This is a genomic window from Nostoc sp. DedQUE02, assembly GCF_034531035.1.
Lineage (GTDB): Bacteria > Cyanobacteriota > Cyanobacteriia > Cyanobacteriales > Nostocaceae > Nostoc.
Genome location: NZ_JAVRBY020000049.1, coordinates 20,493 through 33,363, shown reverse-complemented (window position 1 = coordinate 33,363; position 12,871 = coordinate 20,493). Strand labels below are relative to the sequence as shown.

The window sequence follows — 12,871 nt, the reverse complement described above, 5'->3', positions numbered from 1 at the left end:
AAGTGTCAGATGACAAAAGTTTCTTTGATTGTAAAATTACCATCAGACACTTGAATATTAAAGCTTTCTCCAGAATCCCCTCGAAATCGTTTTAATTGAATAAAGTTATCATTGCTTCGTGATACAACTTCTTGAAGAATCTCTCCTGATTCTGCTTGTAAATTCAGTCTCAGGTTAGATGGCAAATAGGTTTTTTCGTCCATTGAATGTAGCTGTACTAGTACTTCTACTTTTTGTTCGGGTAATGGTGCGATGCCTTCGGCGAGCGCAGCTATTGCTACTATTAAGGCTAGTGGTTCATTTCCCACTCGTAGTCCTAAATCTATTATTTTTGCTCGTGCCACACTAACTTTACTTAAAGATGAAACACTTCTTAACGCAAACTTTTTTTCATCTATGCTGCCGAAAACTTCTTCTAAAACCATCCAACTATTTTCAAACAGATTCTCGAACCATTGACCTAAGTTCACTCCTGTCTGCCTAGCACTGAGTCTAAGGTGAGCAACAGCGTCAGGAATACAATCAAAAAGGAAATTAAGGGGTTTGATGCTTGTTAGTGGTATTTGCTCACAAGCATAAGAACTAGGTTAGTATGCTGAATTAATAGTTAAAATGCCAGTTAAGCAAACTTCTAATTTTGAAATCATCAAAATTACTAAAGCCAAAAGCAGACTTTTTAATCAACTTTAATTTATTATTAATACCTTCTACCATTCCATTGGTAATCCTGTAGTCAAAATAGGCAATTATCTCATCAAACCACCGCAGCATCGTGTTATGACTTTCGGGATAATATTGCCTAGCTGAAACCAACCATGTCTAATACTGTCTCCAAACGAGTGGTAAACAGGACTTACGCAACTGGCACAGAGCGATCGCTAGTTTATAGTATTTATGTACTATATAGAATTGGTGTACTCAGAGGGCATTGCTGAAATTAGTAACACTAATCGGCTGTGTTAACTATTCTTCAAATCATGAAAAAGCAACTAGAACGTCCGCCTGTTTCCATGTTGATTGCCTAGTTGTTTGGCGCAAGGTGTAGCCAACTGCGCCATTGCTTGTGACAGTTGCGTAAGTCCTGGTAAATTCAGATGAGCGATCGCATCGTTCTAAGCTTAGGGAGAACCAATATTGAAATCTGTTTACATAACTTGACAAGACAATCGTTAATAAATCTTTATTGCAGTTAAAATTATGGTTTCCTGTAACAACAGATGTCGCAAAATGAAGCCGTTCTGGAAAAATGCCATAATTTTAACTGCGATCGCTGGAGCTATGATCACCACTATCTTGATTTTCCAAAGAACTAACAAGCCATCCATCGCACTTACCGAAGTAAGCGGCATTCCAGAGATCAGTAGTAGAAATGCTGCAACAATGGTAGCCTTATTCATTATTTTATGTAATTTTACTGTATAAATAGTATTACTAATAACTTAAAATTTCAAATTAGTTCATGAGCCAGATTAGTGGTCAAAGCTCAAGATACTTCCCACAATATATCAGGGCAAAATTTAATTTTGTAGCTACTTTGTTTCATTACCTCTAAGCAAGCATACCTCAATAGTTATGTATAGTTAAACACTAATATTAATTTTTATGAGAGAAGTCGTTCCTGAAGAAAAGACATATTTGGAGCTTTCCGAAGCTAGTGGAAGCTCTCACAAGTTTTATGAAGTGATAGTTCAAGATAATCAATTAACTATACGTTACGGTCGTATTGGCGACTGTGGGCAAACTCAAACAAAAGCTTATCCAACTTCTGAGAAAGCGAAAGCAGAGGCGAGTAAAAAAATTAAAGAAAAGCTCAACAAGGGTTATGAAATAGCTGTTATGGGTGTTCGCCAAAAGCGCTCTGTGACACGCCGCCAAGTCAGCAGCACTATTTCCACCGCTAAACAAGCTCCGATTATTTGGAAGTTTGCTTCATCTTCAGCTGCTTTTGGAATTTTCATTGATGCCAAACGTTGCTGGGTTGGGAATCAAGCCGGTCAAGTTTTTTCTTTGAATCATCAAGGTCAAACAATCAATCGGTTTAAGCTTCCTGATGGCGTTAAATGTTTAGTGGCAGATGATATTTGGATTTATGCTGGTTGCGATGATGGCAATGTTTACGACCTGACTGGCAAGCTACCACGTTTGAGCTATAAGATTGATGAAAATGTCGATATTTTTTGGTTAGATATCAAAGATGGACTTTTAGCCGTCTCTGATGCCAATGGTGGGGTAACGACAATCGATCATGATGATGAATCACAGTGGACGCGTCTGAGTCAAGGCGATTCCGGCTGGATGGTACGTTGTGACCAATCTGGGATTTACCACGGTCACAGCAAAGGCGTGACTATGTACGATCGCCTTGAAGGTCGGATGTTATGGCATCAAAAAACTCAAGGCAGCGTACTCTTTGGTTGGCAAGAGGCATCAACAGTCTATGCCGGAACAAGCGATCATAAAGTTCACTGCTTTAATAAAAATGGAGAAGTTGGCTCCGTTTTCAAATGTGATGCGTCAGTTTACTCTTGCGCTACCGCACTTAACGGCAAGTATGTATTTGCTGGAGACAATAGTTCTTCCATTTACTGCTTTGATGGGCTAGGAGAGCGTCTTTGGAAACTTTCTACAGGGTGTGGCTCGGCTTTATCTATGCAGTTTTTCAACAACTATATTTATATTGTTACGACAGATGGTTATTTGGCTTGCATTGATGCTAATGAAACTGCGATTCGCTCTGCTCAAACGGGTACAGTTCCCGAAGCAGTAATTATTAAAGCACCATTAGGTGAAGGAGTAGCACCCTCATCTGTTCTAGAAACTACTACAAATACAAGCTCTGGGGTTATTGTTGAATGCTTTCGAGAAGGAAGTAAATTGAGAGTTCGTGTTGTTTGTGATGGTTACAACCACAACTGGAAAGTGCAGTTTCCCAAGGATATTCGTGTTGAAGGTGCGCGTTACCTTGTTCAAGAAATACGTGAATCAGCCAGTGGCGGATTCTACCGTGCCTATGGTGATATTCAAAAATTAGTTTAATGAGATAAAGCGGGAACATTTGTTGTATTCGAGCGTTCGCTGTCTTTTCAAAGAGCTTTCGGCAATCACTCCTGAAAATCGATTGCTCTTAGGCGATGGATTAGCCTCCATAAGAGCGATGTCTACGACGGGCTGTCCGGTGTCGCTACTTTCTCCATCACCAGCAACTATGTCCTGTGTGCCACCAAGGAAGAAACTCAAAATCGCGGATACCGTCTGTGAATTAAGCATATCTGTGATCAGTAATTATTTTTCAAACAGTTGTTCTTGCTGTGGTTGCTGTTGGCGTTGAGTGGGTTGGAGTTTTTTTAATATTGTTGGTGGTGTAGCTTGGCGAAATGCACCACAATAGTGCATGGTCATAACTGCTTTGAAAGCCCAATGGTCTGATGGAACATCAGTAAAAGGATTTGGTAAAGTTTGGGCAAGATTTTGAACGCAAGCATTCACAACTTGATTTGATGTTGCTGGAGCTTCAGTTACAGGTTCTTGAGATTTAGCAGGAGTAACAAAGCTAGTAGTCGCTAATACTACAAGTGTAGCTAAAATTTTGTACTTCATAACTTGAGTTTTCTAGAGATGGCATTTAACCCTATCTTAGTTTGCAGACAGCAGCCCAGGAACTAAAATAATTTTGCCCAGATGAAGTGTTAGCGGTACTTAAACAAAAATTTGGCTTGGGGGGTACAAGTATCAGTTTTATTTGGGCTTGATTTTTGTCTAAGTCCCGTTAATCTGATTTCGACTAGGGAGAGTTGACGTTTAAAAGGAAGTAACAGAGCATTCAGGCTGATTCAGGATTTTTCTAGAACCAATTACTGCTCAAGAGAAATATTGTCCGAGTAGATATGCCATTTACGTTGCTTTGGAGTTGAGCCAGGAACGTTATTGACTCGTCGCAGCTTATAGCTACCACGAAAACGCTGTGGAGTTCCATTGCTAGTAACAGCCGTAACAGTAACGGGAATTTCAATATATATCGAACCTGCTGCCCCTTCTAAAGAACCCGGTTTTCCGACTTCTTCAACAATGGATACGATGTTAGCAAAACCCTGCTGAAATTCCTCAAATGATTCCTTACTGGCACTACCATCTCCATCCCAAGCCAAGTAAGCTTGTTTATAGTCTTGACGAGCGATGGCATCGTAATAATCATGAATGAGTTGGACTGCAAGTTGTTCTTGGGATTGGTTATTGTCAGGATTTTGTGTGCCAGAGGCGGGTGGAGAAGATGGATTAGACCTGTCCGAAAGATTTGCCAGCGTTGGGCGATTAGCAGATGCTAATTGTGATGTAGCAGAGTTACTGCAAGCTGTAATAGACATAGCAAGCAATAAAACTCCAATGAATGTATGACGTTGTTTTAACCAGATACAAAAAGAAAGGTTGATATTCAACAAAGCTATCTCCTGTGGAATCTGCACTCTTCACTGATAAATTCAGCATACTTGAATTTATTGGTTACAGCCATTGACAAATTAAGATGAATAGTAATACTTTCAGCCAATAAGCCCCTAGTGTGGGCGACGCTATTTTTACCCCAATCTATGAATCTTCAAGAAGTCATAAATCAATTTCCAGAAGCAGTAGGTGAGATCGAGACACTTGAAAGACTGTTTTGTATTTGCTTTTGATCATTTTTTGAATTCAAAATTCAAAATTTAAAATGAATAAGAAGAATAATTTTGAATTAATTAATTCGCTCTTTTTTTGCCCCCACTGAATTCTTTGAATCAGTGGTGCTTCTAGATGGCGGGTTTCAAGCCCCCACTGATAGCGTCGGCGGTCAGCGAGTCCACGATAGCGAAGCGTTAGCGACGCAGGAGCGTCGCGTCTTGTAATAATGAAATTGATAATTTTGAATTTTCAATTGTTTTAACAGATGGCGTGTTAGGAACGGAAAAGTACGGGTTTTAGAAAAGCTATTCTGACTCGTACTTTTTGAACGACAATACCCATAGTTAAAGTTAAGTTCTGTATTCGTAACCAGCTTCTGCTTTTAGAAGTTCCCATGTGCCAAAAATAGGGCTAATGCAGTTATTTAATTTGCCAAATATGTACAGTACTATCCTCATTGCTACTAGCAAGGGTTTTACCATCTGGACTAAGAGCAAGCCCTAAAACAGAACTGGAACCATCTTGAAAGGTATGCAACGGCTTTAAAGTCTCTAAGCTCCACAGTTTAATACTGCCATCATAATTACCGCAGATGAGAATTTTTCCATTCGGGCTGATCACAAGAGATTCAACTGAATTAAAATTATCACTAAACTCATGCAGCAGTTTTCCAGTTTGAAGATTCCATAATTTCAGAGTACTAATTGCACGATTTCGAGAAACTAGCTGACCAAAACTACCAGTAACAAGCTTTTTGCTATCTGGAGTAATGGCAATAGCATCAACTCCAGTTTTGTGTCCTTTGAGAATATGGCGTGTTTTTTTGGTTTGTAAATCAATCAGCCTAATTGTATTATCATCGCCACCCCCAGCACTTACAAGGGTTTGCATATCAGGGCTAAATGCAACTTTACTCACAAATCCTGAGTGTGTAGTAATGGTATCAAGCAGCTTAAGCGTGTGTAAATCCCAAAGCTTGATTGTATGATCGTCACTGCCACTAGCAATAAATTTACCATCTGAACTAATCGCAACAGTCTCTACTGGTTGAGTATGTCCACTTTCGCTCTCAAGCATAAGGAAAGTGCGTAAATCCCAAACCTTCATTGTTGGGGTGCTTATCCCACCAGTTACAATTCGCTTGCCATCTGGACTAATAGCTATTGAAGTAATACCATCTGAGTGAGCGTCTAAACTATGCAGTAATTTCCCAGTACGTAAATTCCAGAATTTAATCGTATCATCTCTACCTCCACTAATCAGGGTTTGCCCCGAAGAGCTAATCGCAACTGCTCTCACACCAAAAGTCACTTTTTTATGCCCAGTCAGTGTGTGAATAAGTTGAATCTGTGGTTGTAACTGAGTAATTGTACTCTTGCCTATGGGAAGATTTGAACTAGAAGAATGTACATCAATGACAGTGATATTTACTGCGATAGCTATTACTATAATAACTGGTCTGGATTTGAGAAAATGCAATAATTTCATGGTGCCAAGGAACGCAATTACATAACATGGTTCCCATTTGATGGGGCGCAATCGCATCTAATCTGATAGACCACAGTCAAGTACTGGGTATAACTTAATAATCTAAATACGGTTTCCTAGTGATTAGAAAAATTATCATTTATTATCGTTTCAATCACAATACCGCCAAACCGAGCTTCATCAGCGCAGCATTTTACCCCATCAATATAGCAAATATGGCTTTCGTACTTCTCTTTAGTTTCAGTTATAATTCCCTCAAATCCTCCACTCATTGAGGTATTAAAAAAACTCAATTTTCGTCCTTGAGCATCACTTGCTTTGCTATAGCAATCATCGCAAACTGCACGTGGATATCTTGGAAAATATCGAGTTGGGGTCGAACAGATTGGGCAAGGATGAAATTCAGTATTACTCATATATTTTTACTTGAAAAACTCCATTTTGTGACTTGGAGATTACTTATATAATATTGTTTTATTTAATATCTTAACTCTTAATCTAAATAAATGCTGGCACAAATGAGCGAAATACTTCTTGTAGTAGATATGCAAAATGGTTTTATGCCTGATAAATGCAGACATATTATTTCTACTGTCATTAATCTAATTGAGCGTTTTTTAAAGGCTGGTAAACTCGTTGGATTTACAAAATTTATCAATACTGCTGACAGTAATTATGTGAAGCTAATTCATTGGTCAAGCTTGATACATGAACCAGAAACGAGCATTATTGATGAACTTCAGCCATATATACATAATATTTTTGATAAACCTTATTACTCTGCATTTACGAAAAGTTTTTCGAGTTTTATTTTGATTAATCAAATCAGTAAAATATATCTTTGTGGAGTTGAAACTGATAGCTGTATTTTCAAGACAGCAATTGACTCTTTTGAGCGCGGTATTGAACCAGTAATTATCGAGGATGCTTACTTTAGTGCTGGTGGTCAGCAAGCGCATGATGCAGGTATTTTCTTGCTCAAACGTAATATCGGAAAAAACCAAATTCAGATGAGTGATGAGGTGATTGAGAAAATGTCATAATTAATCACAATTGGATCATCTTGACAACTACCGTAAGTCTGCTCAAAAAATCCTGCTGGCCATCCCAATTCTTCGGGTGTTTTTGAGGGTGCTGATGGTTCTAGCTGTTGATAGGTTACTGTCACTTCTATTTCTTTGTCCGTTATCCCCAGAGGGATTTCTAAATGTAAGATCCCATCAGACCCTACGTAAGAACTCAATTTGATACTTTGCATTACTGTTTTCTCCTACTTGCCGATTCATTGCAATTATTTAGCAGATCATTAAGTTAAGGGCGAGACTGGTAAGTTTGCATCAATCTCAATCAAGGTAACTTTGGCATTTTCAACTACGGTATTTCCCAGCAGCGTGTCCTGCATTGCTTCAAATTTAGACTCTGCTATCCCAATCCGTTCATAATGTAAAATCACATGATAATGCTTTTGTATTACTTCTCCAGATTCAGAATGCTCTACTGCAAGCCAATCTTTATTTTGGTTCTCTTCGGCAATCTGACGATATTTACTGGCTAACTGCTCTAATGCAATAGCTATAGCGTGTTCTTTGGTTTGACCACAGTAACGATTTTCACCTCTTAACTGGTTAATAGATGACGACAGTATAGAAATATACTGTTCATTCTCGTCGGCTTCCACATTAATCGTAATTGTTTCGATGATTGAACTCATACTTAATTTATTAAAAAAGCAATGAACCTTAAACTTTAATGCTGATACAATATTTTATTTTAAATACCCAACATCATAATTGCCAGGATATGGCGATATTTGGGATGATTAACTATATATACTCGCTTAATAACAGCAATCACATCGCTCTAAGCTGAAAAAGAACAAGTATTTAACTCTGTTTAGATAACTTGAGAAAATAACCGCTAATAAATGTTCACTGCGGTTAAAATTGTGGTTTCTTAATATTGCAATAAAGATGTAGCAACATGAAGCCATTGTGGAGAACTGCTATAATCTTAACAGCGATCGCTGGAGCTATTATCACCGCTATCTTGATTTTCCAAAGAACTAACCAGCCATCAATTGCACTCACCGAAGAATGGACAGCTACACAAGTGGCAGATGGGGACAGCATCACAGTTCGTCAAACCGATGACAGCCAAATCGAGGTTGAGCTTTGTGGAATTGATGTCCCGGAAATGAAACAAGGTGAAGTGCCAGAACAAGCATTGAGCAATGGAGCAAAACAGAAATTGCTCAAGCTAGTCGCTTCGCTGCTGTCGATAACCAACTGATGATTATTCCAGTGGGAAAAGACAGCGATGGGCGCATTGTTGCTGAAGTGATGCCTCACCCTGTCCGTGAGCCATCATCCCCATTGTTGACTCATCCATCCTCCTGTATTTAAGGAACTTGCATTCCGCGTTGCACAGCCGGACGTTGCTGCACCATGTCCACCCAGCGTTTGAGGTTTGGGCAGTTGTCGAGTGTTAAACCAAGAAATTCATAAATCGCTACCCACGGATACGTTGCAACATCCGCAATCGAATAGTTTCCACAGATAAATTCATTGTCTTGCAGTTGTTTATCTAAGACATCATAAATGCGTAAAGTTTCCTTTTCATAACGCTCGATGGCATAAGGAAGTTTTTCGGGTGCAAAGCGTTTAAAGTGGTTAAGTTGCCCAAACATTGGCCCGACTCCTCCCATTTGGAACATCAGCCACTGTAGTACTTGAAAACGGCTTTTTTGTTCAGTGGGTAAGAGCTTACCTGTTTTTTCGGCTAGGTAAATTAGAATTGCACCCGATTCAAAAACTTTAATCCCAGTTTCTTGGTCAACAATGGCGGGAATTTTACTATTGGGATTGATGGCGATGTATTCAGGTGTAAATTGCTGTTGAGTAGTAATGTCAATTTTGTGGACATTGTAGGGCAATTCGACTTCTTCCAGCATGACAGAAGCTTTGCGTCCATTGGGTGTGGTGAAGGTGTAGAGATCAATCATCTGCTGCTATCCCAAAATTTTGACATTTTCCGATGGTAGTGTAGCTTTGATTGAGAAATTAGGGTATTAGCCGATAGAGATAAAAGCAATACTAAAAGAGCCAGGAGATAAAAACATTACTATGCCTGACATTTACGCTTTCAATAAACCACTCGTCAGCACCACAGAAGGTTGAGTTTTACCAACCAAATTATCATTGATTTGTGCAGCGTTCACTTAAAACAATGGAACACCAGGAAAGAAGCGCCTCAGAATTTTGTCTCTATCTGGTGCGAGTTCCTTGAGCATTAGACTCGCGCCCCGAAGGAAAGCAAACTGGGTTTGGTTCGTGACTTACCTCCACAACGCTTACGATTTCCTAAAGGTTTCAGTCTTCATGACGGTGTTTGGACAATGGAAACCGAACTTTTAAATGCGAGCGTTCGCACCTTCCGTCTAGGGCAGTTTTATATTGCACGGTAGAAGCCATATTCAGAACTGCACCTAATGGTAAATCATCTAACAGTAGGTCGTAGTAGTAATTGGAAATTTGTCGTAGTCCATTATTTACTCGCTTCTGGAGAAATATTGTGCCACATTCTGTAAAACCGTATATCCTAGACTTATTATGTATAAATCTTTGCTTTCAGTAGCTTAACTATGCGCGCAGACTTCTTTGCCCATCTTCGACACACTCGACCTTTACCATAGCCAAGGTGTTGACCCAAGAGCGATCGCAACTCAGAGAAAATCAATATAAACCCCATGCTTCATCTTGGTTGGGGCTATAAATCAATACAGTTCAGTTAAACTTTTTTCTCTCCCTCTGCTTCCCCTGCCTCCCCTGCTCCCCCTGCCTGCATTAACAGATAAATTTGCTTAACCCAAGCGTATTGGGCTATAAATCATTGGTTGTCTTAAGGAACTACAATCAAGCAATTCTTACTCTCCAAACAATTAGAAAGTATTGAAGATTAGCTGTCTTTCTCAAAAGAGGTTTTTCTAGATTTAAAATTTTTTAGCCCACGTTTAAATATCATTATGAATACAATACTAAGGGCAGAAGTAATAAGTAATAAAATCGCTATTGGGAGAAAGCAATTTCCTTGAGTTGTACTCCACGAACACGAGAAAAGTAGAATCTGTATACTAAAGATGCTTAATATAACGAGGCTAAATATGCCAATCGCGCCAACAAATATAAGAAGATATCCAGCAGTTTTATTTTTGTTCATAAATCCCTAGCATCTAATAAAAAATTATTTTCTAGTCAAAATCACACTTCTGGAGAGCTTGTTCCAAAGTTAACATAATTGAGGATTAGATAATCCGACCATTCTTAAAAAATCAAGCGCTCAGAGCTAATTTGTAAACTAAAGTAAAGTAGGTGTCTTGTAAGGGTTTCAAGAGTTTGAGCCAATACATCACTTATTCGCTGAAACCGGGGCGTGAGTAGCAACGGAACAGAAAACCGGGATAAGAAAATTGAGATGAAAAACTAGAAAAAACCGTAGCCATGTATATACATAGGTGAAAGCATTGAAACTACGTCATTCTTCTTGTTTTTCTATGTATATACATGATAGTTTTGTTACATAACTTAAGAACAGAAAACCGGGATAAGCCCTCAACCCTACAACAAATCATCAAATTCTTTACGAGCATTAGGGTCACGCAAGGGACGTAGTTCTCCTTTCAAAATGGGTTCTGCCAACAAGAAATAATAACGACCCAGCATATTAATATGTTTGCGTCCCAACGGAGAGAGTCGGGCAATGTCTTCTCTATTTGTTGCCTGACCAAGAGAACTTAACTCATTGACTGCGGCATCCATATAGTAAGTATTCCACAGCACAATCACATTCACAACTAAACCCAACGCCCCTAATTGGTCTTCTTGACCCTCACGGTATCTTTGGTGGATTTCAACCCTTTGACCATGAAAAACCTTTCGCGATAAACTGTGACGACTTTCACCACGGTTGATTTGAGTCAAAATGCGACGGCGGTATGTCTCATCATCAATGTGAGCGATCGCCAACCGAGGGCGTAGCAAACATAGCATTGCCACACAACGTTTGCACCAGTTTTTAGCCAAAGGTCAGTTTTTATGTTTGAACAACAAAGAGAAAATTTACAGCTTCATGTTAAACAGTTAGCTGCCGAAGCTTTAGAAAGATCAGGGCTATGAATAGTTGTTACATTGTGCTTTAAATCACTTTATAAGTTCTGACGTAAGGTGGTAAAAGAATTGTTGTTGGATAGTTGTGTCTACACAAGAGTCCAACAAGAGTTAATTTCTTTACCGCCTAAGAGAATTTCATGCTCAAACACATATCCAGAATCGTAGCCGTCTTCATCTTAATTGTGGGGTCTACATTTACATCTGTTGCTGCAACTCCCCGTTCAACTTGGGTAGAAAATGAAATTTACCAATACAACCATCCCTTTGCTTCTCAATTGCCCCAAGAACTAGCAACGAAAATGCAAAAGATGACAGCTAGCCCCTTCGCCTTTTATCGAGGAACGGCTGACATTTTCTATCGTGATATGCAAACATTACCGAGTTCAGGATTTGTCAATTCCTCTACTGATGCCATTTGGTTAGAGGGGGATATGCATCTGCAAAATCTTGGGGGAATGAGAGATGGCAACGATAATAACGTCTTTGATACTACTGACTTTGATGAAGGTTATCTTGGCCCTTATGTTTGGGATTTGCGACGTATGGCAGTCTCGATTCTCCTAGCAGCCAAAGAAAACGGCCTAAGCTCCAGTGATGGTCAAGATATTGTGCGGAATTTTCTGGATGCTTACCTCAACAAGATGAGCGACTTTAAGGGGACTAACGACGAGCTATCATACCGTTTGCAAGAGAGCAATACCAACGGTGTGGTCAAGGATTTAATTCAACAGGCAGCAGCCAAGAGCCGCTCTAGTTTATTAAATAAGTACACGCTGCTAAATAGCAGTAGCAATCGAGTTTTTCAGACAACCTCTGAACTCCAGCCTGTATCCAGCAGCACCTACTCAGATATTACTGGGGCAATTAGCAGCTACATCGCTTCAATTCCTAGCAGTAAGCGCTACAGCAATAGTTACTACACTCTAAAAGATATTCGTCTCAAATTAGGTTCCGGTACTGGTAGTCTTGGTAAGTATCGGTATTACTTGCTGATTGAGGGCCCAACTTCAGCAACCGATGACGATCGCATTTTGGAGATGAAGCAGGAAGCTTCTAGCCCCGTAGCGATCGCAGTTCCAGGTTTACTACCAAGTTCAGTCTATGGAAATCATCAAGGGGCGAGGGTGACAATTGCCACCAAAGCGATGCTCTCTAATACTGACCCCTTGGTTGGCTACACTACGGTCAGTGGTATCCCCTTTATGCTGCATGAAAAATCCCCTTACCAGGTGGACTTTGACTATACCTTACTAACCACTAAATCAAAATTCATGGATGCGATGGGATATGCAGGTAAGGTCGTTGCTAAGAACCATGCTATCTCTGATAAAGATTACGATGCTAGCATTGTTTCAGAAAGCGTTGACAAGGAAGTGACTGATATCACCAGCCCTAACAAGGGTGTATTCAAAGATGAAATTGTTAACTTTGCTCTAAACTATGCAACTCAAGTCGAGTACGACTACACCAGTTTCGTGAACGCTTACAACAGTGGGGTGACACTCTACTAAACTGAACTGTTGATTGCAATTGTTATAGGCGATGTCTGCAACAGGCTACGCTTA

General features: G+C 39.6%; 14 protein-coding genes and 2 pseudogenes. 5 read left to right on the top strand and 11 right to left on the bottom strand.

Annotated elements, in window-relative coordinates:
- Window positions 1–5: 5 nt before the first annotated feature.
- The 3 genes and pseudogenes from RMX98_RS27350 to RMX98_RS27340 form a co-directional block, all read right to left on the bottom strand.
- A complete protein-coding gene (locus tag RMX98_RS27350; RefSeq protein WP_322680327.1) occupies window positions 6–518 on the bottom strand; it encodes a DUF1822 family protein in 513 nt (170 codons plus the stop codon).
- A gap of 82 nt (window positions 519–600) precedes the next feature.
- Window positions 601–798: pseudogene (locus RMX98_RS27345) on the bottom strand (transposase); the annotation flags it as partial.
- 371 nt (window positions 799–1,169) lie between these two features.
- Window positions 1,170–1,397 carry a hypothetical protein gene (locus RMX98_RS27340; RefSeq protein WP_322680315.1) on the bottom strand — a complete coding sequence of 76 codons (228 nt, stop codon included), beginning with the start codon at window positions 1,395–1,397 and terminating at the stop codon, window positions 1,170–1,172.
- A 205-nt stretch (window positions 1,398–1,602) separates the two neighbouring features.
- On the opposite strand from RMX98_RS27340, the gene RMX98_RS27335 reads away from it, so the two are divergent.
- Window positions 1,603–3,036: a WGR domain-containing protein gene (locus RMX98_RS27335; RefSeq protein WP_322680314.1), complete on the top strand. Its 1,434-nt coding sequence runs from the start codon at window positions 1,603–1,605 to the stop codon at window positions 3,034–3,036.
- Between the two features lie 246 nt (window positions 3,037–3,282).
- On the opposite strand, the gene RMX98_RS27330 is transcribed toward RMX98_RS27335, so the two are convergent.
- The 4 genes from RMX98_RS27330 to RMX98_RS27315 all read right to left on the bottom strand — a co-directional run bounded on the left by RMX98_RS27330 (window position 3,283) and on the right by RMX98_RS27315 (window position 6,557).
- On the bottom strand, window positions 3,283–3,597 hold the full coding sequence (locus RMX98_RS27330) for an S-layer protein (protein WP_322680313.1): 315 nt from the start codon (window positions 3,595–3,597) through the stop codon (window positions 3,283–3,285).
- Window positions 3,598–3,851: 254 nt separating this feature from the next.
- The gene (locus RMX98_RS27325; RefSeq protein WP_322680312.1) at window positions 3,852–4,460 is read right to left on the bottom strand and encodes a hypothetical protein; all 609 of its coding nucleotides are present in this window, start codon (window positions 4,458–4,460) and stop codon (window positions 3,852–3,854) included.
- A gap of 613 nt (window positions 4,461–5,073) precedes the next feature.
- Window positions 5,074–6,141, bottom strand: a complete 1,068-nt coding sequence (locus RMX98_RS27320) for a WD40 repeat domain-containing protein (RefSeq protein ID WP_322680311.1) — start codon at window positions 6,139–6,141, stop codon at window positions 5,074–5,076.
- Window positions 6,142–6,257: 116 nt separating this feature from the next.
- Window positions 6,258–6,557 (bottom strand): hypothetical protein, encoded by a 300-nt coding sequence (locus tag RMX98_RS27315; protein ID WP_322680310.1) that lies wholly within the window; start codon window positions 6,555–6,557, stop codon window positions 6,258–6,260.
- A 102-nt stretch (window positions 6,558–6,659) separates the two neighbouring features.
- Here RMX98_RS27315 and RMX98_RS27310 point away from each other — a divergent pair, with 102 nt between their 5' ends.
- The gene (locus tag RMX98_RS27310; RefSeq protein WP_409881611.1) at window positions 6,660–7,184 is read left to right on the top strand and encodes an isochorismatase family cysteine hydrolase; all 525 of its coding nucleotides are present in this window, start codon (window positions 6,660–6,662) and stop codon (window positions 7,182–7,184) included.
- Here the strand turns inward: RMX98_RS27310 and RMX98_RS27305 are convergent.
- Window positions 7,148–7,399, bottom strand: a complete 252-nt coding sequence (locus tag RMX98_RS27305) for a hypothetical protein (RefSeq protein WP_322680308.1) — start codon at window positions 7,397–7,399, stop codon at window positions 7,148–7,150. The genes RMX98_RS27310 and RMX98_RS27305 overlap by 37 nt on opposite strands.
- A gap of 48 nt (window positions 7,400–7,447) precedes the next feature.
- Window positions 7,448–7,852, bottom strand: coding sequence for a hypothetical protein (locus tag RMX98_RS27300; protein ID WP_322680307.1), 405 nt, complete (start codon window positions 7,850–7,852; stop codon window positions 7,448–7,450).
- Between the two features lie 269 nt (window positions 7,853–8,121).
- Here RMX98_RS27300 and RMX98_RS27295 point away from each other — a divergent pair, with 269 nt between their 5' ends.
- Window positions 8,122–8,430, top strand: a complete 309-nt coding sequence (locus RMX98_RS27295) for a hypothetical protein (RefSeq protein WP_322680306.1) — start codon at window positions 8,122–8,124, stop codon at window positions 8,428–8,430.
- A 109-nt stretch (window positions 8,431–8,539) separates the two neighbouring features.
- Here the strand turns inward: RMX98_RS27295 and RMX98_RS27290 are convergent, their stop codons facing one another.
- Window positions 8,540–9,142 (bottom strand): glutathione binding-like protein, encoded by a 603-nt coding sequence (locus tag RMX98_RS27290; RefSeq protein ID WP_322680305.1) that lies wholly within the window; start codon window positions 9,140–9,142, stop codon window positions 8,540–8,542.
- A gap of 321 nt (window positions 9,143–9,463) precedes the next feature.
- Here RMX98_RS27290 and RMX98_RS27285 point away from each other — a divergent pair, with 321 nt between their 5' ends.
- On the top strand, window positions 9,464–9,604 hold the full coding sequence (locus RMX98_RS27285; RefSeq protein ID WP_322680304.1) for a hypothetical protein: 141 nt from the start codon (window positions 9,464–9,466) through the stop codon (window positions 9,602–9,604).
- 1,150 nt (window positions 9,605–10,754) lie between these two features.
- Here RMX98_RS27285 and RMX98_RS27280 read toward each other — a convergent pair.
- Window positions 10,755–11,147 (bottom strand): annotated as a pseudogene (locus RMX98_RS27280) (Tn3 family transposase); the annotation flags it as partial.
- 296 nt (window positions 11,148–11,443) lie between these two features.
- Between RMX98_RS27280 and RMX98_RS27275 the strand changes: the two are divergent.
- Window positions 11,444–12,817: a DUF2252 domain-containing protein gene (locus tag RMX98_RS27275; protein ID WP_322680303.1), complete on the top strand. Its 1,374-nt coding sequence runs from the start codon at window positions 11,444–11,446 to the stop codon at window positions 12,815–12,817.
- The last annotated feature ends 54 nt before the right edge of the window (window positions 12,818–12,871 follow it).

Excerpts from the sequence above, each read along its gene's own strand:
- RMX98_RS27300 (WP_322680307.1), bottom strand. The coding sequence starts at position 7,852 with ATGAGTTCAATCATCGAAACAATTACGATTAATGTGGAAGCCGACGAG.
- RMX98_RS27310 (WP_409881611.1), top strand. The coding sequence starts at position 6,660 with ATGAGCGAAATACTTCTTGTAGTAGATATGCAAAATGGTTTTATGCCT.
- RMX98_RS27330 (WP_322680313.1), bottom strand. The coding sequence starts at position 3,597 with ATGAAGTACAAAATTTTAGCTACACTTGTAGTATTAGCGACTACTAGC.
- RMX98_RS27295 (WP_322680306.1), top strand. The coding sequence starts at position 8,122 with ATGAAGCCATTGTGGAGAACTGCTATAATCTTAACAGCGATCGCTGGA.
- RMX98_RS27275 (WP_322680303.1), top strand. The coding sequence starts at position 11,444 with ATGCTCAAACACATATCCAGAATCGTAGCCGTCTTCATCTTAATTGTG.
- RMX98_RS27290 (WP_322680305.1), bottom strand. The coding sequence starts at position 9,142 with ATGATTGATCTCTACACCTTCACCACACCCAATGGACGCAAAGCTTCT.
- RMX98_RS27315 (WP_322680310.1), bottom strand. The coding sequence starts at position 6,557 with ATGAGTAATACTGAATTTCATCCTTGCCCAATCTGTTCGACCCCAACT.
- RMX98_RS27340 (WP_322680315.1), bottom strand. The coding sequence starts at position 1,397 with ATGAATAAGGCTACCATTGTTGCAGCATTTCTACTACTGATCTCTGGA.
- RMX98_RS27320 (WP_322680311.1), bottom strand. The coding sequence starts at position 6,141 with ATGAAATTATTGCATTTTCTCAAATCCAGACCAGTTATTATAGTAATA.
- RMX98_RS27305 (WP_322680308.1), bottom strand. The coding sequence starts at position 7,399 with ATGCAAAGTATCAAATTGAGTTCTTACGTAGGGTCTGATGGGATCTTA.
- RMX98_RS27335 (WP_322680314.1), top strand. The coding sequence starts at position 1,603 with ATGAGAGAAGTCGTTCCTGAAGAAAAGACATATTTGGAGCTTTCCGAA.